Consider the following 20,982-nt stretch of genomic DNA (forward strand, 5'->3'; position numbering starts at 1 on the left):
CTGTGGCCGCCGATCCGTTCCGCATTCGTGACCATGTCGCAGATTTCGACGCGATCGTTGGCGATATCCGAGCTCGCAGCCTTGCAACGCGGCGCACTCTCGCCATGGAGGCCAACATCGCCTACGGGGCTGGACCTGGCGAGACGCTCGACATCTTCCTGCCAGATAGCGCCGGCTCGGACTTGCCGATCCACATGTTCATCCATGGCGGCTATTGGCGGATGTTCTCCAAGGAGGACTACTCCTGCGTCGCTGAGACCATTACCGGCGCTGGCGCGGTCGCAGCTATCGTCGATTACTCCTTGATGCCCACGGCGAGAATGGACGTCCTGGTTGGTCAGGTCCTGAAAGCCAAGGCATTCCTGCTGGCCCATGCCGATCGTTTTGGCGCCACGTCAAAGCGGTTTTCCGTCAGCGGCCACTCCGCCGGTGCACATCTTGCAACCTTTCTCTTCCATCGCTCGCCAGCGCCTTCGGGCGTAGGTGCTGCTTTCCTGCTTGGCGGGCTATACGATCTCGAACCCCTGCAGAGGTCTTTCCTGCGCGACGAGATTGCCTTGAGCGACGAGGAGGTGCGACGGTTTACGCCCATGCGTCACGAGCACGATGCTGCAACGCGTGTCGCTATCATGACCGGCGAACAGGAAACTAGTCCGTTCAAAATTCAGGCAAATGCGTTCAGGGACATTCTTGCCGACCAAGGGCTTGACGTGCGGGCATCGCAGGTCGCAGACGGCAATCACATGAGCACGGTACGCGATCTCGCCGTCGCCGGCACACCTGTGGCGGCAGCATTGCGCGCCTTGATTGCCAATGATGCCGGCGAGGAACCGAAGCGATCAGTCTTCCTCTGATCGCCGATTTGTCGTGATCGTGGCAATCGAAACGTGATGCTCAGCTCCTGTGACCGGTACCAAGCCGTGCCGATCCGTGTTGCCGACATTGCGCAAAGGCCGACTGCTCCCTAGAAATCAGCCACTTTGCCCCAGGCGGATCCACCGAAGCGGTCGGGGTGGTAGGGCCTGGGATCAACGATCGGCTCATCGCCTGTGACGATATCGGCAATCAGATGACCGGCGCCCGGCCCGATGCCGAAGCCGTGCCCGCTGAAGCCGGCAGCGACGATGAAACCCGGGAGGGTGGCGATCTCGCCGATCCCCGGCACGCCGTCAGGCGTGCTGTCGATATAGCCTGCCCAGGCCGCGCTGATGGCGGTTTTCTTCAAGGCGGGTAGAAGCTCGAGCGCCCGCGCATGCGTAAGCGCAATGGTGGCCTCGTCGACGGTCGGATCGAGGATGCGCATGCGCTCCATCGGTGTCGGCCTGTCGAGCCGCCAGCGGGCCAGAGATTCGTGGCCGGAGCGAAACCCTTCCAACCCGCCGGGTGCGAGACTGCGCCAGCGCCGGGCGAACATCGGCAGGAACTGCCGGGCGTAGCGGAGCTGTTGCGGCGTCGGATCGACGCGGCCGCGGCCGCTGATCGCCAGCGTGTAGCCACCATCGCCGCGACGTGTCACCGAAACGGCTGATGTATGCAAGGCATCCGGCAGGCCGCTTGCGCCTGGAGATACGGAGAGGATCGAGGAGCGTATCGAGGCTTGCGGAAATCGAATGCCGAGCTGGCGGCAGAAGGAGGAGGCCCAGGCGCCACCGGCGAGGATCGCGATCTTTGTCCGGATCGTACCATGCTCGGTGACGACGCCCGAAAGCCTGCCGCCTTCGACGTCGAGGCCGCGGGCAGTACAGGATTGATGCACCGTGCCGCCGAGCTTCAGGATCGCACGCGCGACGGCGGGCGCAGCGCTTGCCGGATCGGCGGTCCCGTCGGTCGGCGAAAAGACCCCGCCTTTCCAAGAGGTGCCGGTGGCATGCCCGCGTTCGGTTGCCTCCGTGCTGCTCAGCATATGCGTCGTGACGCCGACCGAGCGGGCGAAATCGCGCCAGCGCGCCCAGCCGGACAGTTCGGCGTCGCTATTGCTGAGATAGAAAAGACCGCAACGACGGAACCCGGTGTCCTCACCGGTCTCAGTGGCGAAACGCTCCCACAGATCGAGGCTCTTCGTCGACATCGGCAGTTCACGGGCATCGCGATTCTGCTGGCGGCACCAGCCCCAGTTGCGGCTCGATTGCTCGGCGCCGATCAGGCCCTTCTCGACCAGGGCCACCTTCAATCCGCGCCGAGTGAGATAATAGGCTGCAAAAACGCCGACGATGCCGCCGCCGATGACCACGACATCAGCGGTGGAAGGCAGTTCCGGCGTGGTGTCGACGCGATTGAGAGGTGCGGGCATGGGAGAGTCTCCGTTTTAGCGTAGTGTAGCGGATCCGACGCCACGGCTTTGCCGGAGATGGGTTGGTGGCAGCAGAAGATTCCGCGTTGGGAGGATGCCAGAGCCGTTTGTGCTTCGGCCTGTCTCGCAACGCGATCGACAGGTCTACGTCATGTGCTAAGGTTGGCGTCGGGAACAAGCAGCATAATCTGCTGCGTCATTGGCGATTCCAGCAAGTGAGGGCGTGTAAGATGAAACTCGACCGGATCGACGTAAAAATCCTTTACGAACTGCAGAAGAATGGCCGCGTCACGAATGTGGAACTCGCCGAACTGGTCAATCTGTCGCCGAGCCCCTGCCTGATGCGGGTGAAGAAGCTGCAGTCGGAGGGCTACATCGAAGGTTATTCGGCTCAGATCAACGTCAGTAAACTGGGGCAGACGCTGACTGTATTCACTGAGATCACCCTGAAAAACCATCGGCAGATCGATTTCGCCCGCTTCCTGGCGGCGATCGAAAAAGTCGACCAGGTGATCGAATGCCATCTGGTCTCCGGCGGATACGATTATCTGCTGAAATTCGTCACCGCCGGGATCGACGAATACCAGACGATCATGGAGCGGCTGACTGACCTGGACGTCGGCATCGACAAATATTTCAGCTTCGTCGTCCTGAAATCGCCGATCATCAAGGCCCATATGCCGCTGACCACCTTGTTTCCGCATTAGAGCTACTCCAGCAAGTGCGTAGAGGTTTTTGAGTCTCTCACCAGTCCTGCGCGGATACGGGTGGTCTCTGTCGCAGATTGTTCTCCCTACAACTATAAGCTTCTACTGGTTGGAAGGACTTGCGACAAAATTCCGGCCTTACCTTCCAAAGCCATGTTCGCTGCCACTTGCTGGGCTCTTGCTGCGGAGTCGAGGCTTTCCAGCACGACCTGACCCGGTGCGCGCTTGATCTTGTAAGCGCCCAACTCTCGAAATTTCGCGGTGGAATCGGCGCTCAGTGCCGGCAATAGGCCCGCACCAGTTCCGGATCCTGCTGCAGCCCGTCGAGCCAGGCCGGATCGAGGGTGGGCACCGATGAGAAGAGCAGCTGCGAATAGGGATGTTGCGGCGCCTTCACCGTCGATGAGGTGATCTCCTCGACCTTCCTGCCTCCATACATCACGACGATCTCGTCGCAGATCGCCTCCACCACCGAGAGGTCGTGGCTGATGAAGATGTAGGAGAGGCCGAGTTCGCGCTGCAATTCCTTGAGCAGGTCGATCACCGCGGCTGCAACCACCGTGTCGAGCGCCGAGGTAATCTCGTCGCAGAGGATCAGCTTCGGATCGGCGGCGAGGGCCCTGGCGAAGTTGACTCGCTGCTTTTGGCCGCCCGAGAGTTCGCCCGGCCGGCGATGGCGCAGGTTGCGGGGCAGGCGTACCATGTCGAGCAGTTGATCGATCCGGGCGTTCCGCGCCTTTCGATCCATTGCGTGGTAAAAGACCAAAGGTCTGTCGAGGATGTCCTCGACCGATTTTGCCGGATTGAGTGCGGTATCGGCATATTGGAAGACGATCTGCATCTCGCGCAACTCATCACGCGAACGCTTGCGCGCGTTGCGATGCAGTTCCGTGCCGTCGAAGGTGATCTTGCCGACCGCGGCCGGCAGGATGCCGGCGATGGTACGGGCGAGTGTCGACTTGCCGCAACCGGATTCGCCGATGATGCCGAGATTGCGGCCCTTTTCCACCTTCAGGCTCACATGCTCGACCGCGCGAACGAGCGGCAGGCCATCAGCCTGGGGCTGTCCATAGCCTGCGACGAGATCTTCGATGCTCAGCAGGGGAGCGGTCGCGGGTTTGGCCGGGCCTGCCGCGCCGCGCGGCTTCGGCTCGAAGGCTGCAAGCAGCTCCTTGGTATAGGGGTGCTTGGCGTTGTTGAGGATTTCGTCGGTGGCCCCGGTTTCCTGAGTCTCTCCGCCTTTCAAGACAACGATACGGTCGGCGATCTGCGCGACGACGGCAAGGTCGTGTGAGACATAAACACCTGCTATTCCGCCCTTCTTCATGACCGACTTGAAAGCACGCAGCACTTCAATCTGGGTCGTGACGTCGAGCGCCGTCGTCGGCTCGTCGAAGATGACGAGGGTCGGGTCGCCGATCAGCGCCATGGCGGCTGCCAGGCGCTGCAGCTGGCCGCCGGAAACCTGGTGCGGATAACGGCTGCCGATCGTCTCGGGTTCCGGCAGGGACAACGCCCGGAAGAGCTCGACGGCCCGGGCACGCGCCTCGTCCGGCGACATCAGCTGGTGAATACGCGTGACTTCGATCACCTGATCCATGATTGATGTGGCCGGGTTGAAGGCGGCAGCCGCCGATTGGGGGACATAGGCGACTTCGGTGCCACGCACCTTGGCGCGCTGCTTCTCGCTGAGCGTGACCATGTTCTTGCCGCCGACCGAAACGCTGCCGCCGGAGATACGACAGCCCGCACGGGTGTGGCCCATCAGGGTCAGGGCGATGGTTGTCTTGCCCGAGCCGCTCTCTCCGATCAGCGCGACGATCTCGCCCTCGGCAACATCGAGGCTGACACCTTTGATGATTTCGACACGCCGGCCGGAATCGGTGGTGGCCTCGACCTTCAGGTCACGGATTTCGATGAAATTGCTCATGACACACTCCGGTCGCGGATTTTCTGCGGCAGGTTGTCGATCAGCAGGTTGACGCTGATCGTCAGGCTGGCGATGGCAAACGAGGGAAACATCACCGCCGGCGCACCGAATGGCAGGCCGCCGATGTTCTCGCGCACGAGCGCGCCCCAATCGGCATAGGGCGGCTGGACGCCGAGGCCGAGGAAGGAAAGCCCGGAGAGCAGCAGAACGATGAAGACGAAGCGGATGCCGAGATCGGCAAGCACCGGTCCGACGATATTGGGCAGGATTTCCGAGCGGATAAGATAGAGGGTGCTTTCCCCTCGAATGCGCGCGACCGTGATGAAATCCATCGCATTGATGTTGACGGCGAGCGCCCGGGCGAAACGGTAAGCGCCAGGGATGTAGATCACCGACAGCGTCATGATCAGCACCGGGACCGAGGAGCCGACGGCAGCGACGACCACCAGGCCGAACAGTTTGCTTGGGATGGAGTTGAGGGCGTCGAGGAAGCGGCTGAGGATCGTGTCCGGCCAGCCGCCGGCGACAGCTGCGATCATGCCGAGCACGACGCCGCTGAAGCATGCGATCGTGACCGCAGCCAACGAGATACCGACCGTGTAGCGCGCGCCCATCAGAATCCGCGAGAGCATGTCGCGGCCGAGATAATCGGAGCCGAGCCAGAGTTCCCGGCTCATCGGGCCGAAATAGTCGAGATCGATAATCTCGCCGACGGGGTAGGGAATGACCCATGGCGCGAAGATCGCGACGAGCGCCCATAAGAAGATGACGGTGAAGCCGATCGCGCCGACGATGTTGAAGCGATAGCCAAACCGGGTTTCGGACAGCCGGCCGGAGGTGGTTTCGGAACTGGTCATGGTCATCGGAGCCTCGGATTGGAAAGGATGGCGATGATATCCGCTATGGTGATCAGCAGCAGGTAGCCCAGGCAGAAGATCATCGCGCAGCTCTGGATTAGCGGCAGATCGCGGGTGGCGACTGCATCCAGCATCAGCTTGGCGATACCGGGATAGTTGAAAATGGTCTCGACGATGATGACGCCTCCGAGCAGATAGGACAGCGAAAGCGCGACGGCATTGACGATCGGACCCAGCGCATTGGGCAGCGCATGGCGAAAGACGATGCGCGGCCGGGAGGCGCCCTTGAGCAATGCCATCTCGACATAAGGTGTGTTGAGCGTCTCGATGACAGCCGCCCGCGTCATGCGGATCATCTGGGCCGAGACGACGAAGGTGAGAGTGATCACCGGCATGGCATAGACACGCAACAGGTCGGCCAGACTGTGGACTTCATTGGCGAAGGACAGCGCCGGCAGCCATTTCAGATAGACGGCGAAGATGAGCGCCGCGGAGGTCGCGACCATGAACTCCGGCACGGAGATGACGCCGATGGTGATCACGGTGACGATCCGGTCGTAAAGGGTGCCGCGCAGCATCGCCGCAGTGATCCCGAGCGTCAGCGCGATCGGTACGGAGAAAAGCGCGGTGACGCCGGCAAGTTTCAGCGTGTTGACGAAGCGGCCGGCGATGAGAGCGGCGATCGGCATGTCGTTGGCATAGGACGTGCCGAGGTCGCCTTGCAGCAGTCCGACTAACCAGCGCAGGAAACGAAAGAGGGCCGGCTCGTCGAGATGCATGGCCTTGCGCAGGCCTTCGACGGCTTCCGGCGTGGCGGCTTGGCCGAGCAGGATCGTCGCCGTATCTCCAGGCAACAGCGTTGTCGCGAAGAAGACGGCGAAGGAGACGATCACCAGGGTGATCACGGCGACGAACAATCTGCTCAGTACAAGGGATAAGACCTGGCGGTTCACGGGCGTCTTCCCTTTGCGTTCGAGTTAAGTTCCATCAATGCAGATGGAGGAACTGGGGTGCGGGCTGCAGCCCCAGTCTCCTTTGCTTAATCAGGCTTCAAGCCAGACATATTCCGCGAAAGCGTATCCCATCTGGCCGCCGAGCGGGTTGGCTTCCAGGCCCTTGAGCTTGGCGGTCGTGGCATCGACGTTCGAGATGTAGGCCGGAATGATTGTACCAGCTTCCTGGGCGACCATGCCCTGCATCTCGTTATAGATCGTCTTGCGCTTGTCTTGATCGAGAGAGCCGCGCGCCTCGATCAGCATCTTGTCGAACTTCTCCGACTTGTAGTGGCTTTCGTTCCACGGAGCGTCCGAGGTGTAGAGCAGGGAGAAGAGGATATCGGGGGTCGGCCGCGGGTTGATGTTGCCGAAGTGGATCGGCGCCTTGAGCCAGTAATTGTCCCAATAACCATCAGATGGCACTCTCTGCACATCGAGCTTCATGCCGATTTCGGCGCCGGCCGCCTGGATGATCATGGCCATGTCGATCGACGAGCTCGCCGCGTCGGAAGCGATGATCGGGATGGATTGGCCAAGCACGCCGGCCTTGTCGAAGTGGAACTTCGCCTTGTCGGGATCGAAGGCCCGCGCTTTCAGCTCTGCGTCACGATAGAAGTTCGCCGGTGAAACGGGTTGATCGTTGCCGACCTCGCCGAGACCGCGCAGCGCCGATTTGACGATCTGTTCGCGGTTGACGAGATACTTCATACCCTCGATGAAGTCCCGCTTGTTGCCGGGCTCCATATCCAAGCGCATGTTGAGATTGGTATAGTTGCCGGACGTCGTCTTCGACACGGTGAAGCCGTCGCCCTGGGCCTCGACGAGGCGCATAGAACGCGGATTGATCGTGGCTGCGAGATGGATGTCGCCCGCAAGCAGGGCGTTGACGCGGGCATTGTCGTCGCTGATGGCGAAATATTCGAAGGATTCGACGTTCGGGCCGGATTTCCAGTAATTCTTGTTCTTGATCCCGACCGACCGAACACCCGGCTCGAAGACTTCCTTGACGAAAGCGCCGGTACCGTTGGCCTTGGTGAAATCGGTCGTGCCGTCGGCGACGATCATGAAATGATGCATCGACAGAATGGTCGGCAGATCGGCATTCGGGCTGGCGAGCGTGATCTCGACGGTTTGTTTGTCGACCGCCTTGAAACCGGTCATCTGGGCGGCGATCTTGGCGACTTTCGAGCCGACGGACGGGTCGAGATGGCGCTTTAGCGAGAAAACCACGTCATCGGCGGTCAGCGGCTTGCCGTCATGGAAAGTAACGCCGTTCTTCAGCTTGACCGTCCAGGTCTTCGCATCCTTGGACTCGATTGCTTCGGCAAGCTCCATCTGCGGCGTGCCTGATTTGTCGAGGAAGGTAAGGCGGTTATAGAAGGAGCAGCACCGGACATAGTCGGTGGAGAGCGACGCCTTGGCGGGGTCGAGCGTATCGGCCGTCGAGGACGACCAGCCGGCCGCTTTGAGCGAGCCGCCGGAAACGGGCGTGGCGGCAAGCGCCTTGCCGGCACGGCCAAGCACGAGCCCGCCGGCAGACAGCGCCACACCGCCCGCAAGCATCATATGCAGCAACTCGCGACGAGTGGCGCCACGACGGATGGCGCTTTCGACCATGGCATCGTCCGATCTGGTCCAATTGGTGATCTTGTCGTTCATCTCATTCCCCTTTTCTTCTGTGGCGGGCTGCCCGTTGCGGGCAGGCCCGATCTGCTTTCAAAGTCAGGCGCGCGCGGCGGCCACGGCATCGGCAAGGCCGGCCATGGAGGTGAAATGGTAATCGGGTTTGGTGAACTCAGCCGGTTCGATCGTGCCGCCGTAACCCTTCTCGGCATGTCGTCGCTCGATCCAGCAATTGGTCAGCCCGAGTTTCCTGGAAATCCCGATGTCGTGGTACTGGCTCTGGGCGACATGCAGGATGTCGTCCTTCGAATGTCCTTCCGAGGCGACGTAGTCGAATACCTTCTCGAAGAATGCGGGATCGGGTTTCTCGGTCCCGGTATCATCTGCGGTGAAGGCGGCATAAAAGGGGTTGCCGAGTTCCTTCTCGAAGAAATCGAAGGCCCAGCGGCGGGCATTGGTCATCGCCACGAGGCGGTAATCCTTCGCAAGACTTGCCAGCGCCGCGGCGCTGTCTGCAAAGCCCTTCCAGCTCTTCGCCGAATCCCGCAGGCGTTCGCGATGTTTTTGCTCAGTGGGCAGGCCGAGCTTCGGCGCGATCGCAAGGTAGACGCGCACGAGGTCGTCCGGAAAGAGATCGGCATGGTCGGAATAGCGGGCTGCGCGGTAGAGGCTAAGCGCTTGCTCGCCGTCGACTGTGCTTCCGACTTCGGCCGCGATCTCGGCGAAGCAGGTCTTGAGGCCGCCCTCGAAGTCGATAAGCGTGCCGACGACGTCGAAGGTCATGTATTTGAATTCCGAAAGGCTCTTGCTCACGTGAATTCCCCAGTGTTCGGCCCCGATGGGAGCTCGGCTTCTCGAAGAAGAAAATTCTGTTCCGCTGGCGGGGTCATTGTCCCGCTCTTTTATGGGAAGGCCCGCATCTGCCGGGATCCAGGCCTTTCGTTGACTTCAGTTTGTCACCTGCACTGCGCCGGATTCGCCGAATAGACCCCATGAGGCGGCACAAAATACCGAATCTGACGGTTTCCCGATATTCTCAGGCCTGCAACGCCCGACGCACATCCGGATCCTCCAGCGTCTCGTCCAGCGTGATGCGGGTGCGCTCGATGATCGCGTCTATCTCCGTGTCTGTGCAGCAAAGCGGCGGAGCATAGCCAATTGCACCATTGCCGAAGGCGCGGATGACGAGGCCGTTTTCCCAGGCGCGATCGAAGATGCGGCGGGCGGGTTCGGCAGATGCCGGCAAGGGCGTTTTGTTCACCTTGTCGACCACCAGCTCGACGGCGGCCAGCATGCCGCGGCCGCGGACATCGCCGACGAGCGGATGATCCCTCAGCGATTCCAGGCCCCGCATCAGCCGTGCGCCGGCCCTGACGCCGTTTTCGAGAAGCCCGTTTTCGTAGAGCTTCAGGACTTCGAGGCCGACCGCGGCGCTGACGGGATGGGCCGAATAGGTATAGCCATGGCCAACGGCGGCAGCACCCGCGCCCTCGGCGATCGTTTGATAGACGTGATCGGCCATCAAGACGGCACCCATGGGAACGTAACCCGAGGTCAGGCCCTTGGCGGTCGTCATGAAGTCGGGCACGACCTCATCCTCGATGCAGGCGAAAAGCGGGCCGGTGCGGCCAAAGCCGGTGATCACCTCGTCCGCGACAAAAAGGATGTCGTGCGCGCGGCAGAATTCGCGCATGGCTTTCATCCAGCCTTTCGGCGGCACCAGAACGCCGCCCGATCCCTGGATCGGCTCGACGTAGAAAGCGGCGACGCGTTCCGGCCCGATCGCCTCGACCTTGCTTTTCAGCGCCGCAAGCGAGGCGTCGATGATCGCCTGCGGATTGTCGCCCACCGGGTTGCGATAGGCGTAGTGAGACGGAATCTTATGCTGCCAATCGAATGGAACGCCGAAGCCGGCATGGAAGGCAGGTAGCGCGGTCAGACCCGCGCCGACCGTCGAGGAACCGTGATAGCCCTGTTCGACGGAGATGAACTGATCGCGCTGAGGCTGTCCACGGGCATGCCAGTAGTAGCGGATGAAGCGGATCGTGCTGTCTACCGCATCGGAGCCGCCGAGCGTAAAATAGACGTGGTTGAGATCGCCCGGTGCGCGGTCGGCGAGTTCGCTGGCAAGTCGGATCGCGGGCTCTGAGCCGAGGCCGAAATAGGCCGTCGCATAGGGAAGCTCGCGCATCTGCCGGGCCGCCGCCTCGACGATGCTCTCGTGGCCGTAACCGGCATTGACGCACCAGAGGCCGGCGAAGCCGTCGATCAGCTGCTTGCCGGAGGCGTCGGTGACCGTCGCGCCCTTGGCCGAGGCCAGCACCCGCACGCCAAGCTTTTCATGGCCTCGATAGGAGGCGACAGGATGAATGAGGTGGGCGCGATCGAGTTCGATGAGAGAATTGCTGTACATGGAGATCTCCGGATCAGCCGAGTGCCTGGCTGGCGAGGGCAAAGGTGGTGACGGCCGGTTCGGCGGCGTGGTGGACGAAGGGCTTTTTCATCGTGATTCCGCCGCCGACATGGGCGAGCCCATGGTCGGCGAGCCATGGGGAAAGCCCGGTCTCGTCGGTGGTGTCGACCCTGAGGAACCGCCCGGGCCGTCTGGCGATGAAATGTTCGATGAGTTTCCTGGCCTCGCCGACGTCGGCGGCCACCACCGGTCCGATCACTTCGCCGCGGCCGAAAGGACGCAGGCAAGCGAACCCGGAAATGCGGTCGTCGCGGCGAGTGACGGCGAATTCGCCGATCCCGGCGAGATAGGAGAGCAGCCCTTCGCGGTCGGCGCCGAAGGCAAGTCGGTCAAGCTCCGCGATGCCAGCGAGGTCGGCATCGGTGGCGGCTTCCGTTTCCGCCGGCGCGACAATTTCTCCGCCAAGGCCCTGGTGCTGTAGCACGGTTCCCGTCTCGTGGAAGCCAAGCTTCTGATAGAGCGGCAGACCTTCCGTCGTCGCCACCAGCCTCAACGGCCGGTCTCCCGCTGTCAGCAAAGCGGCGTCCATGAGTTTTCGGCCGAGACCCCTGCCACGCATCGTCTCGTCGACGATGACCATATTGATCGTCGCACAATCCCACTTGTACGGCGTGACGAGGACTGTGCCGACGACCCTGCCATCCTCGACCGCGACCATTCCGTCGCTCAAGGCGAGTGCCAGCTGCCAGTCTTCCGTCCGATGCGGCCAGCCCGCCTGTCTTGAGAGCGCGACGGCGGCTTCCAGATGATCCGGGCCGAACGGGACGATTTCGATCTGACTTGTTTGCATGGGGGCGTCCTTCATATCGTACCCGCCAGTCTGCCGGAGCACCGGCGGGCAGATCGTCTGAAGGCCATGGTTGAAGCAGTATCTTATGGCGCTGCTGTTATGGGCCGCCGCATCTTATGCTGGAGCCCACCGATATTCATCGAAACGAGGCCCTGTCAGCGCATCACCGCCAGCGCGGCCGTAAAGAAATCCTCACCTCCGAAGTTTCCGGATTTCAACGCCAGAAGCATATCGCCCTGGGCATTGCCGATCGTGCGCAGCACCGGCACGCCGGGCGCAATCTCCGGGCCGATCAGAAATGCCGGAATGGCGAGCCTGTCGACCGCCGCGCCCGAGGTTTCGCCGCCTGCGATCACAAGGCGGCGCACGCCTCTCTCCACCAGTTCGGCTGTGATGATCGACGTTGCGGTCTCGATTGCGTGGCCGGAGGCCTCTCGTCCATAAAGCGATTGCAGCCGGGACACGGTTTCAGGCGCAGCGCTTGCGGCGACCACGACGGGGCCGGCGGAGATGCGCTCTCCGGCCCAGGAAATCGCCGCGGCGATCTCATCGGGACCGGCAAGCAGCCGCTCCGGGTCGAGCCGCAGGACGGGCATCGACCGTTCGGCGATGTCGAGCTGATGGAGCGTAGCCTTGGAGCAACTGCCGGCAACGATCGCGGAAAGCCCGCCCACCGGGCGAATGGCGTCCGCCGTTGTCGCGCCGCCGGAGGATATCCGGCCGGAGCGGACGAGCGCGCGAGCAAGGCCAAGGCCGAGGCCGGACGCACCGGTGGATACCGGTGTTTCCAGTGCGATCTCGCCGAGCGTTTCAAGATCCCGTTCGAAAATTGCATCGGCAATAACAGCAGTGACACTTGCCTTGCTGAGCGTGTCAAGCCTCGCCTTGACGGCGCCGGCTCCGGCCGCGATGCATGTGAGATCGATCAGTCCGACAGCGTTGCGCGATTGTCGGGTGAGAACCCGCACGAGATTGGCGTCATGCATCGGATTAAGGGGGTGGTCCTTGAGCGGGCTTTCATTCAACGGCTGCCCGCCGACGAAGAGATGGCCAAAATAGACGGTGCGTCCCGTTTCCGGAAAGGCGGGCGTCACCAGCACGACGCCGCCACCGGCTGCTTCGCTCAAGGCCTCGGCGACCGGGCCGATATTGCCGGCATCGGTGGAATCGAAGGTCGAGCAGATCTTGTAAAGCACATGGCCGGCACCCCGCTGACGCAGCCATCGCTCGGCGCTGGTGGCAGCCGTCACGGCGTCCGAGGCCGGGACGGAGCGGATCTTCAGGGAGACGACCACGGCGTCGACATCCGGCAGCGCCAGCGCCGGATCAGGGATGCCGACCGTCTGCACCGTGCGCAGGCCGTTCTTCGTCAGCGTGTTGGCGAGGTCGGACGCACCCGTATAGTCGTCAGCGATTGATCCGAGAAAAATAGCCATCGTCTAGCTCCGTGCAAAAGGTTTGAACCAGCCAAGACCGTCCAATGTGTGGCCGCGCGGGATGTATTCGCAGCCGATGAAACCGTCATAAGCCAGGCGATCGATTTCGCCGAACAGATAGGGATAGTTCAGCTCCTCCCCGTCCGGTTCGTTGCGTGACGGCACGCTGGCGATCTGGATATGGCCGGTGATCGGCAGCAGGCGTCGCAACGCCATAGTGACGTCGCCATGGATGATCTGGCGGTGATAGATGTCGAACTGGAGCTTCAGGTTCGGCAGGCTGCATTCGGCAATCAGCCGATCGGCGGCGGCGAAGTCGCTGAGGAAATATCCTGGCATGTTTCGGCCGTTGATCGGCTCGAGCAGCAGATCGATGCCCTTTTCCGCAAGCCGTTCGGCGGCATAGGTGACGGAGCGCCGATAAGCGGAGGAGGCGTCTTCGTCATGACGGTCGGCGATGCCGGCCATCAGGTGCAACCGTCTGACGCCCGTCGCCGCCGCATAGTCCAGTGCCCGCTCGACATCCGCTTTCAGCGCATCGAACCGTCCGGGAAGGGCGGCGATGCCACGTTCGCCTACTGCCCAGTCGCCCGGCGGCAGGTTGAACAAGGCCTGCTGCAGATTGTTGCGGGCAAGCCGTTCGGCGATTGCCTCGGGCGTGGCTTCATAGGGAAAGAGGTATTCGACGGCGGCAAAGCCGGCATCGGCTGCGGCGTCGAAGCGGTCGAGGAACGCCCATTCGTTGAACATCATCGTCAGGTTGGCGGCGAAAACCGGCATGTCTAGCGTTCCTTTTACAGGCTCTGCGGCTCTTTGGTGGAGCTGGGCAATTCAGCGCCGGAAAGCTTGGCATAGAGCCGCGCCAGCGAGGAATCGTCATCACGGCCCATGCCGGCCCCGGAGGCGGCCAGATACATCTGCAAGGCCGCTGCCGCGAGCGGTACGGGATAACGCTCGGAGCGGGCCATGTCTTGGACGATACCGAGATCCTTGACGAAAATCTCGATGCTGCTGAGCGGCGTATAGTCTCCGGCCAGCACATGCGGCACGCGATTTTCGAACATCCACGAGTTGCCGGCCGAAGCGGTGATCACCTCATAGACCTTGTCGAGGTCGAGGCCCTGCTTGGCGGCGAACGTTATCGCCTCGCATGCGGCCGCGATGTGCACGCCGGCGAGAAGCTGGTTGATCATCTTGAAGGCAGCGCCTTTTCCGGCCTCGTCGCCGAGTTCGTAGACCTTGGCGGCCATGGCCTCGAGACCCGGGCGCGCCGTGCCGAAGGCCCGGCCGGAGCCGGATGCCATGACCGTCAATTCGCCACGCGCCGCCCTGGCCGCGCCGCCTGAAATCGGCGCGTCGAGATAATGCAGGCCGAGAGCTTCCACCCGCTGTGCCAGATCGCGTGCGACGGCGGGATCCATGGTGGCCGACGAGACGAAGACGGCGCCGGGCTTCATCGCATGCGCAACGCCTTCAGGCCCGAACAATACGGCCTCGGTCTGCGCGCCGTTGACGACCACGGAGACGACAATGTCGGCGTCCTTTGCCGCAGCGGCAGGGGTCGCCGCGCCACGTCCGCCATCGGCGACGAAGCGGTCCACTGCCGCCGGCGTGATATCATATCCAACGACGTCGAGACCTGCGCGCTTCATCGACTGGGCCATTCCCAATCCCATGGAACCAAGACCGATGACGGCTGCGACAATGGCCGAGCCCGAGTTTTCAGCAAGCGGTGACATGAGGAAGTTCTCCAGTCTCTTGAGAAAGATCTGCGCCCCTCCGGGTATCATCCCGGAGGGGCTGTAGCTCAGCGATTGACGCTTTTCGCCGGAACCGTCAACACGGCCAGCGAACCAATGACCAAGGCAGCCGCCAAGAGATACATGCCGGCGCTGTTGGTGCCGGTGAAGTCTTTGAGATAGCCTACCAGAAACGGCCCGAGAAAGCCGGCGAGATTGCCGACCGAATTGATCCAGGCGATGCCGGCGGCAGCGCCCGTACCGGCAAGAAAAGCCGTCGGAAGCGACCAGAACAGCGGCGCGCAGCTGATGGCGCCGGCAGCCGCCAGCGAGAGGCAGGCAATCGAGACCGCCGTGCTCGTTGCCATCGTCGCCGCGACGAAACCACCGGCGGCGATGACGGCCGGGACGACGAGGTGCCAGCGGCGTTCGCGCAGCCTGTCGGAGGAACGTCCGAGCGCCAGCATCACGACGAATGTGCAGATATAGGGGATCGCCGAAATCAGGCCGATATTGAGGTTTCCGTTGACGCCCGAGGCCTTGACGATGGTCGGCATCCAGAAATTCAGGCCATATTGCCCGAGCACGAAGCAGAAATAGATCAGGCACATCAGCCAGACGCGGCGGTCGGTCAGCGTTGCACCGATGCTGTGCGGGCTTGCCGTCTTGGTCCGGTTCTCCGCCTCGATATTGGCCGTCAGCACGCGCTTTTCCTCATCGTTCAGCCATTTCGCGCCCTGGATCGTATCATCAAGGTAGAAGAACGTCGCGACGCCGAAAAGAATGGCCGGAATGGCTTCGATCAGGAACATCCACTGCCAGCCGGAAAGTCCGTGCGTGCCGTGAAAACTATCCATCAGGAGACCCGAAAGCGGATTGCCGAAAATGGCGGAGATCGGGATCGCCGACATGAAGGTGGTGATGATCCTGGCGCGGCGATGGGCCGGATACCAGGCGGTCAGATAAAGAATGATGCCAGGGAAAAATCCGGCTTCGGCCACGCCCAGCAGGAAACGCAGCACATAGAAGACGGTTTCCGATGAGGTGAACATGAAGGCGGCGGAAATGATGCCCCAGGTGAGCATGATGCGGGCGATCCACACCCGTGCGCCAACCTTGTTCATGATGATGTTGCTCGGCACTTCAAACAGAAAATAACCGATGAAGAATATCCCTGCGCCGATGCCATAGGCGGCTTCCGAGAGGCCGAGTTCGCTTGACATCTGCAGCTTGGCGAAGCCGACATTGACGCGGTCGAGATAGGCGACCACGTAGCACAGCATCAAAAAGGGTACGATGCGCCAGAATACCTTGCCATAGGCGCGGTCTTCGAGCGTCTGGGCGGGATGTATGCCAACAACTGGCGCTTGCGTCTGCAGCGTCATGATTTTCTCCTCGGATTGTTGCCGCGGTCTCCTTGAGGTCCTCCCGCGGCACGCCGTGCCACTTTTTTGGCAGCGCTGCCATTCTCATTAAATCATTTTGGCAGCGCTGCCAACAGCAAATTGGTAGCGCTGCCAAAAAAACCTTGCTTCTTGGCGACAGCGGTGAAAAATGGTGGCAACGCGGTGGTCATCGGGCGGGCAGGCCGGGCAACCACCACAACAGTCGGGTTCAAACGCAACGATGGAATTCAAACATCAACCGACGGTAACGCTTGCCGAGGTCGCGGAAGCGGCCGGTGTTGGCGAGAGCACGGTGTCGCGGGTACTGCGCAACCACGGTTCGTTTTCCGGCAAGACGCGGGAGCGAGTGATGGCCGCCGTCGAGCGGCTGGGCTATGTGCCGAACCGGATCGCGGGAACGCTTGCCTCTACCGGTTCGCGTCTCGTTGCCTTCGTCATTCCCTCGCTGTCCAACATTGTCTTTCCCGATGTGCTGCGCGGTGCCAGTGCCGTTCTGGAGGAAAACCGGTATCAGGCGGTCTTTTCCGTGACCGATTATGATCCGGGCAAGGAGGAAGCGCTTGCCGCGGCGATGCTCGCCTGGCGGCCGGCGGCGGTCATGCTGGCTGGATGCGAGCATACCGAGGGTACGGTGAAGATGCTGCGCGCCAGCGGGTGCAGGGTTGTCGAGCTGCTCGATCTCGACGGCGATGCTCTCGATATCGCGGTCGGCTTCTCGAACCGCGCGGCCGGGCGGGAGAGCGCTGCCTTCCTGCTGAAGCGGGGCTATCGCCGAATTGGCTATGTCGGTCACGACCTGAACCGCGATACCCGTGCCGGCAAGCGGTTTTCCAGCTTTTGCGAAACGCTCGATGGGCATGACACCCCGCTCGTCGCCCACGAAATTCTCGCCGGCGCTTCGTCCGTGGAAAATGGCAGGTTGGGGCTGGAGCGGCTTCTCGCCCGGACGACCGATCTCGATGCGGTCTATTTCTCTAACGACGACATGGCGCTGGGCGGCTATTTTCATTGTCTGGCCGAGGGAATCGCGATCCCCTCGAAGCTCGCCATTTTCGGCTATAACGGCCTCGATATCGGCCGGGCAACACCGCAGCCGTTGTCGACCATCCGAACGCCGCGAGTCGCGACCGGGGAGATCGCCGCGCAATTGGTCGTCGCTAATGCGCCGCCGCAGGCCGTCGATCTCGGCTTTGAACTGATCGAAGGGGCAACCGCCTAATATTGGAGGAACTGTCATGTCCGACGCGCGCCTGCGTGAGGAAATCTGCCGATACGGCCGCTCGCTGTTCGAGCGCGGGCTGACGCCTGGTTCGTCGGGCAATATTTCGTTGCGGCTGGAGGATGGCGGCTGGCTGGTCACGCCGACCAACGCTTCGCTCGGCTTTCTCGACCCGGCACGGATCTCCAGGCTCGATGCCGAAGGCCGGCTCCTGTCCGGAGACAAGCCGACCAAGGAAATTCCGCTGCACACCGCCCTTTACGATACGCGCGGTAGCGCCCGCGCCATCGTCCATCTTCACTCCACCCACGCGGTGGCATTGACCATGCTGCCTGAGATCGATCCGCGCGCCGCCCTGCCGCCGATGACGCCATATTATCTGATGCGCGCCGGCGAAACCGCGCTGGTGCCCTATTATCGTCCCGGCGATCCGGCGGTGGCCGATGCGATCCGCGGACTGGCGGGCAAGTATTCGTCGGTGCTTCTGGCCAATCACGGACCCGTTGTCGCTGGCGACAGCCTGGAAGCGGCGGTCTTCGCGACCGAGGAACTGGAGGAAACGGCGAAGCTCTATCTGCTGTTGCGTAACCTCAATCCCCGTTTCCTCAGCCCGGCGCAGGTGGCCGATCTCGTCAACACGTTCGGCCTCGACCTTCCGTCGCATCACGATCACGACGGCGATTGAAGGCGTCACTCCGCCGGCCGTTGACGGCGGGCAAGCGCGCAACCTTCTGCCAAACCCTGCTTTCGATACGATAGATTCTGCTTCCGATACCGGCAATTCAGGTGAGCGGCGGGTGAAGCGGTGCCTATGATTGTGATAGTTCCGATTGTTCAAGGATACGCAGATGACGACGTTCCGTCCGAAATACATCACCTTCGACTGCTACGGCACGCTGACCAACTTTCAGATGGCGGAGGCGGCGCGCGACCTCTACGGCGAAGAGCTCGACGAGCCACGCATGGCGGAGTTCATCAAGAATTTCGCCGCCTATCGGCTCGACGAGATCCTGGGCGACTGGAAACCCTATGCCGAGGTGGTGCACAATTCGCTCGAGCGGACATGCAAACGCAACGGCGTGACCTTTCGCGATGAAGCCGCCCGGATGATCTATGAGCGGGTTCCGACCTGGGGGCCGCATTCGGATGTCCCGGCCGGTCTCGCCAAAGTCGCCGAGGAAATCCCCTTGGTGATCCTCTCCAACGCCATGAATTCGCAGATCATGTCGAACGTCGAAAAACTGGGAGCGCCCTTCCACGCGGTCTATACCGCCGAGCAGGCGCAGTCCTATAAGCCACGCTTCAGGGGCTTTGAATATATGCTCGATATGCTGGGCTGCGGGCCGGAAGACGTGCTGCATTGCTCGTCATCCTTCCGCTACGACCTGATGTCGGCCCACGATCTCGGCATCAAGAACAAGGTCTGGGTCAATCGTGGCCACGAGCCGGCAAATCCCTATTATGGTTATGTCGAAATCCCTGACATCTCGGGCCTTCCTGGTGTCGTCGGGCTCTGACGGAGACACGCGGATGCAGTTCGAATCCTACTGGCACGACACGGCCCAGCCCTTTGCCGGCGGCGCTCAAGGCCCCGTCGATGGACATTATGACGTCGCCGTCATTGGCGCCGGCTTCACCGGGCTTGCCGCGGCGCGCCAGCTTGCAAAGGCCGGCGTCAAGGTTGTCGTGCTGGAGGCCGAACGGGTCGGCTGGGGGGCGTCCGGGCGCAATGGCGGCCATCTCAACAACGGGCTCGCCCACAGTTTCCTGTCAGCTAAATCCGCACTCGGCGTGGAGCGGGCCGTCGCCCTCTACAAGGCGTTCGACGATTCCATCGACACGATCGAGGCGATCATCGCCGAAGAGGGGATCGACTGCAATTTCCGCCGCGCCGGAAAGCTGAAGCTTGCCTCCAAGCCGCAGCATTTAGATGCCATTGCCCGCAATTTCGAGGCGGTTCATAGAGAGGTCGATCCGGACACCGCACTTCTGACGGCGAGTGACCTGAAAAGCGAGGTCGGTTCGCCCTTCCATGGCGCAATGCTCTCGAAGAAGAGTGCAATGATGCATATGGGCCGTTATGTCGCCGGGCTCGCCACGGCGGCCGCCCGCCATGGCGCCGTCATCTTTGAAAGCTCGGCGGTGACCGCGCACCGGCAGGGCAACGGTCGCCACAGCCTGACGACCGCCCGCGGCACGATCACCGCAGATCACGTGCTGGTCGCGACGGGCGCCTATACGCCGTCGCTCTTTAATTATTTCCGCCGCCGGATCATTTCCGTCGGCAGCTTCCTCATCGCCACCCGTCCGCTGACCGACGCCGAAATCGCCGCTACGATGCCGGGCAACCGCACCTGTGTCACGTCGATGAACATCGGCAATTATTTCCGGCTGTCGCCCGAGAAGCGGCTGATCTTCGGCGGTCGCGCCCGGTTTTCCGCCACGTCGGATCAACAATCGGACGCAAGGAGCGGCGACATCCTGCGGGCCAGCCTGGCTGAGATCTTCCCGCAGCTTGCCGGCGTCGAAATCGACTATTGCTGGGGCGGGCTCGTCGACATGACCAAAGACCGCTATCCGCGCGCCGGCTATGTCGATGGTGTCTGGTATGCCATGGGCTATTCCGGCCACGGCGCCCAGCTCTCCACCCATCTCGGCATGATCATGGCCGACGCCATCCTCGGCAAGGTCGACCGTAATCCGATCAAGGGGCTCGAATGGCCGGCCGTTCCCGGCCATTTTGGAAAGCCTTGGTTCCTGCCGCTCGTCGGGCTCTATTACAAGACCCTCGATCGCTTCCAGTAACGGACCGGATCAGTCCGATTGCAGCCGAAACGGCTCGATGGGGGCAGGATTGCGATGAGCGCCTGCGCGGCGGTCAACTATCTGGCCTCGCTGACTGGATAGATCCTGAGAATGCCAAGGCGGTTATCAGTCGTGATCGCTGCAATACCCGCTTCATATGCCGCGCGGACGATTGCCTCATGCAATTGCTCGGGTTCGCTCTCCCCGGTAAGGACCTCCAAACAGATTCTCACCGCCGTGAGGAATTCCTCACCATCGTCGGTGGGCCATTCCTTCAGCAACAGTTGGGCAGCCTCGTGAACGGTACGGATCACCTTGCGGTCTTTCCCTTCGGCAAAAACAAGAATTATCGTTGGGAACTTTCTCACCATATCGAATCTCATTGCCCCTGAACTCCGCGGGACGGCCAATGCCGAGTCATGGTTTGGACCGGGATTGGCCACACATGCTCGTCAACCATCTCCCGTGTCGTTTCGACAATCACGTGCCTATCCTCCTGTTGGTGGGAAGGAGGAGTTCGCTAGATTGGCTTTTAGCTCGCGGGCTGCCGCCTCAAGGAGTCGCTTGAATTCTTCGGAGGTCACGCCATCCGCGCGCATCACGATGGCGATCAGTGGATCACGAAGAGCTTCGGTTATCGTCAGCTCATCGTTCTTTCCGGCAGTTGCGCCAACGGGGCAACAATATTCCGAGGAAAATAGCGCGATCATGG

The 20,982-nt window shown here is 61.9% G+C and carries 20 protein-coding genes; 6 read left to right on the top strand and 14 right to left on the bottom strand.

All coding sequences use genetic code 11. From position 1 onward, the window contains the following. Window positions 1–2 precede the first annotated feature (2 nt). Window positions 3–854 (top strand): alpha/beta hydrolase, encoded by an 852-nt coding sequence (locus HFO71_RS21620; RefSeq protein WP_131661121.1) that lies wholly within the window; start codon window positions 3–5, stop codon window positions 852–854. A 110-nt stretch (window positions 855–964) separates the two neighbouring features. Here HFO71_RS21620 and HFO71_RS21625 read toward each other — a convergent pair whose 3' ends face one another. Further along, on the bottom strand, window positions 965–2,290 hold the full coding sequence (locus tag HFO71_RS21625) for an NAD(P)/FAD-dependent oxidoreductase (protein ID WP_077976828.1): 1,326 nt from the start codon (window positions 2,288–2,290) through the stop codon (window positions 965–967). A gap of 230 nt (window positions 2,291–2,520) precedes the next feature. Between HFO71_RS21625 and HFO71_RS21630 the strand changes: the two genes are divergently transcribed. Next, window positions 2,521–2,997, top strand: a complete 477-nt coding sequence (locus HFO71_RS21630) for an Lrp/AsnC family transcriptional regulator (protein WP_025397104.1) — start codon at window positions 2,521–2,523, stop codon at window positions 2,995–2,997. A gap of 274 nt (window positions 2,998–3,271) precedes the next feature. On the opposite strand, the gene HFO71_RS21635 is transcribed toward HFO71_RS21630, so the two are convergent. From HFO71_RS21635 to HFO71_RS21685, 11 genes are all read right to left on the bottom strand, one after another. After that, the gene (locus HFO71_RS21635) at window positions 3,272–4,927 is read right to left on the bottom strand and encodes an ABC transporter ATP-binding protein (RefSeq protein WP_221988409.1); all 1,656 of its coding nucleotides are present in this window, start codon (window positions 4,925–4,927) and stop codon (window positions 3,272–3,274) included. Continuing rightward, the gene (locus tag HFO71_RS21640) at window positions 4,924–5,790 is read right to left on the bottom strand and encodes an ABC transporter permease (RefSeq protein ID WP_077976830.1); all 867 of its coding nucleotides are present in this window, start codon (window positions 5,788–5,790) and stop codon (window positions 4,924–4,926) included. The genes HFO71_RS21635 and HFO71_RS21640 overlap by 4 nt, the downstream gene beginning before the upstream one ends. Then, window positions 5,787–6,737, bottom strand: a complete 951-nt coding sequence (locus HFO71_RS21645; RefSeq protein ID WP_017956789.1) for an ABC transporter permease — start codon at window positions 6,735–6,737, stop codon at window positions 5,787–5,789. The genes HFO71_RS21640 and HFO71_RS21645 overlap by 4 nt, the downstream gene beginning before the upstream one ends. 90 nt (window positions 6,738–6,827) lie before the next feature. Then, entirely contained in the window at window positions 6,828–8,438 is a 1,611-nt protein-coding gene (locus tag HFO71_RS21650) for an ABC transporter substrate-binding protein (protein ID WP_168285921.1), read from the bottom strand. Window positions 8,439–8,501: 63 nt separating this feature from the next. Further along, window positions 8,502–9,215 (bottom strand): HAD-IA family hydrolase, encoded by a 714-nt coding sequence (locus HFO71_RS21655; protein ID WP_077976832.1) that lies wholly within the window; start codon window positions 9,213–9,215, stop codon window positions 8,502–8,504. Between the two features lie 223 nt (window positions 9,216–9,438). Further along, window positions 9,439–10,815, bottom strand: coding sequence for an aspartate aminotransferase family protein (locus HFO71_RS21660; RefSeq protein WP_077976833.1), 1,377 nt, complete (start codon window positions 10,813–10,815; stop codon window positions 9,439–9,441). Between the two features lie 13 nt (window positions 10,816–10,828). Further along, window positions 10,829–11,665 carry a GNAT family N-acetyltransferase gene (locus HFO71_RS21665; protein WP_168285919.1) on the bottom strand — a complete coding sequence of 279 codons (837 nt, stop codon included), beginning with the start codon at window positions 11,663–11,665 and terminating at the stop codon, window positions 10,829–10,831. Between the two features lie 155 nt (window positions 11,666–11,820). Continuing rightward, complete coding sequence (otnK, locus tag HFO71_RS21670; RefSeq protein WP_168285918.1) at window positions 11,821–13,101, bottom strand: 3-oxo-tetronate kinase; 1,281 nt, start codon at window positions 13,099–13,101, stop codon at window positions 11,821–11,823. Between the two features lie 3 nt (window positions 13,102–13,104). Next, window positions 13,105–13,881, bottom strand: a complete 777-nt coding sequence (gene otnI, locus HFO71_RS21675) for a 2-oxo-tetronate isomerase (protein ID WP_168285917.1) — start codon at window positions 13,879–13,881, stop codon at window positions 13,105–13,107. Window positions 13,882–13,895: 14 nt separating this feature from the next. Continuing rightward, window positions 13,896–14,840 carry an L-threonate dehydrogenase gene (gene ltnD, locus HFO71_RS21680; RefSeq protein ID WP_168285916.1) on the bottom strand — a complete coding sequence of 315 codons (945 nt, stop codon included), beginning with the start codon at window positions 14,838–14,840 and terminating at the stop codon, window positions 13,896–13,898. A 68-nt stretch (window positions 14,841–14,908) separates the two neighbouring features. Continuing rightward, a complete protein-coding gene (locus tag HFO71_RS21685; RefSeq protein ID WP_132612085.1) occupies window positions 14,909–16,225 on the bottom strand; it encodes an MFS transporter in 1,317 nt (438 codons plus the stop codon). A 241-nt stretch (window positions 16,226–16,466) separates the two neighbouring features. On the opposite strand from HFO71_RS21685, the gene HFO71_RS21690 reads away from it, so the two are divergent. The 4 genes from HFO71_RS21690 (at window position 16,467) to HFO71_RS21705 (ending at window position 20,270) form a co-directional block, all read left to right on the top strand. Then, window positions 16,467–17,465, top strand: coding sequence for a LacI family DNA-binding transcriptional regulator (locus HFO71_RS21690; RefSeq protein WP_077976839.1), 999 nt, complete (start codon window positions 16,467–16,469; stop codon window positions 17,463–17,465). Window positions 17,466–17,481: 16 nt separating this feature from the next. Continuing rightward, the gene (gene otnC, locus HFO71_RS21695) at window positions 17,482–18,150 is read left to right on the top strand and encodes a 3-oxo-tetronate 4-phosphate decarboxylase (RefSeq protein ID WP_113547351.1); all 669 of its coding nucleotides are present in this window, start codon (window positions 17,482–17,484) and stop codon (window positions 18,148–18,150) included. 163 nt (window positions 18,151–18,313) lie between these two features. After that, window positions 18,314–18,982 (top strand): haloacid dehalogenase type II, encoded by a 669-nt coding sequence (locus HFO71_RS21700; RefSeq protein WP_077976841.1) that lies wholly within the window; start codon window positions 18,314–18,316, stop codon window positions 18,980–18,982. Window positions 18,983–18,995: 13 nt separating this feature from the next. Beyond that, window positions 18,996–20,270: an NAD(P)/FAD-dependent oxidoreductase gene (locus HFO71_RS21705; protein ID WP_168339463.1), complete on the top strand. Its 1,275-nt coding sequence runs from the start codon at window positions 18,996–18,998 to the stop codon at window positions 20,268–20,270. 77 nt (window positions 20,271–20,347) lie between these two features. Here HFO71_RS21705 and HFO71_RS21710 read toward each other — a convergent pair whose 3' ends face one another. Both HFO71_RS21710 and HFO71_RS21715 read right to left on the bottom strand, forming a co-directional pair. Next, the gene (locus HFO71_RS21710; protein ID WP_027664660.1) at window positions 20,348–20,653 is read right to left on the bottom strand and encodes a DUF982 domain-containing protein; all 306 of its coding nucleotides are present in this window, start codon (window positions 20,651–20,653) and stop codon (window positions 20,348–20,350) included. Window positions 20,654–20,758: 105 nt separating this feature from the next. Continuing rightward, entirely contained in the window at window positions 20,759–20,980 is a 222-nt protein-coding gene (locus HFO71_RS21715; protein WP_003549783.1) for a hypothetical protein, read from the bottom strand. Window positions 20,981–20,982 lie beyond the last annotated feature (2 nt).

Origin of the sequence: Rhizobium laguerreae, from assembly GCF_019778565.1 — a bacterium.
Taxonomy (GTDB): Bacteria; Pseudomonadota; Alphaproteobacteria; order Rhizobiales; family Rhizobiaceae; genus Rhizobium; species Rhizobium laguerreae.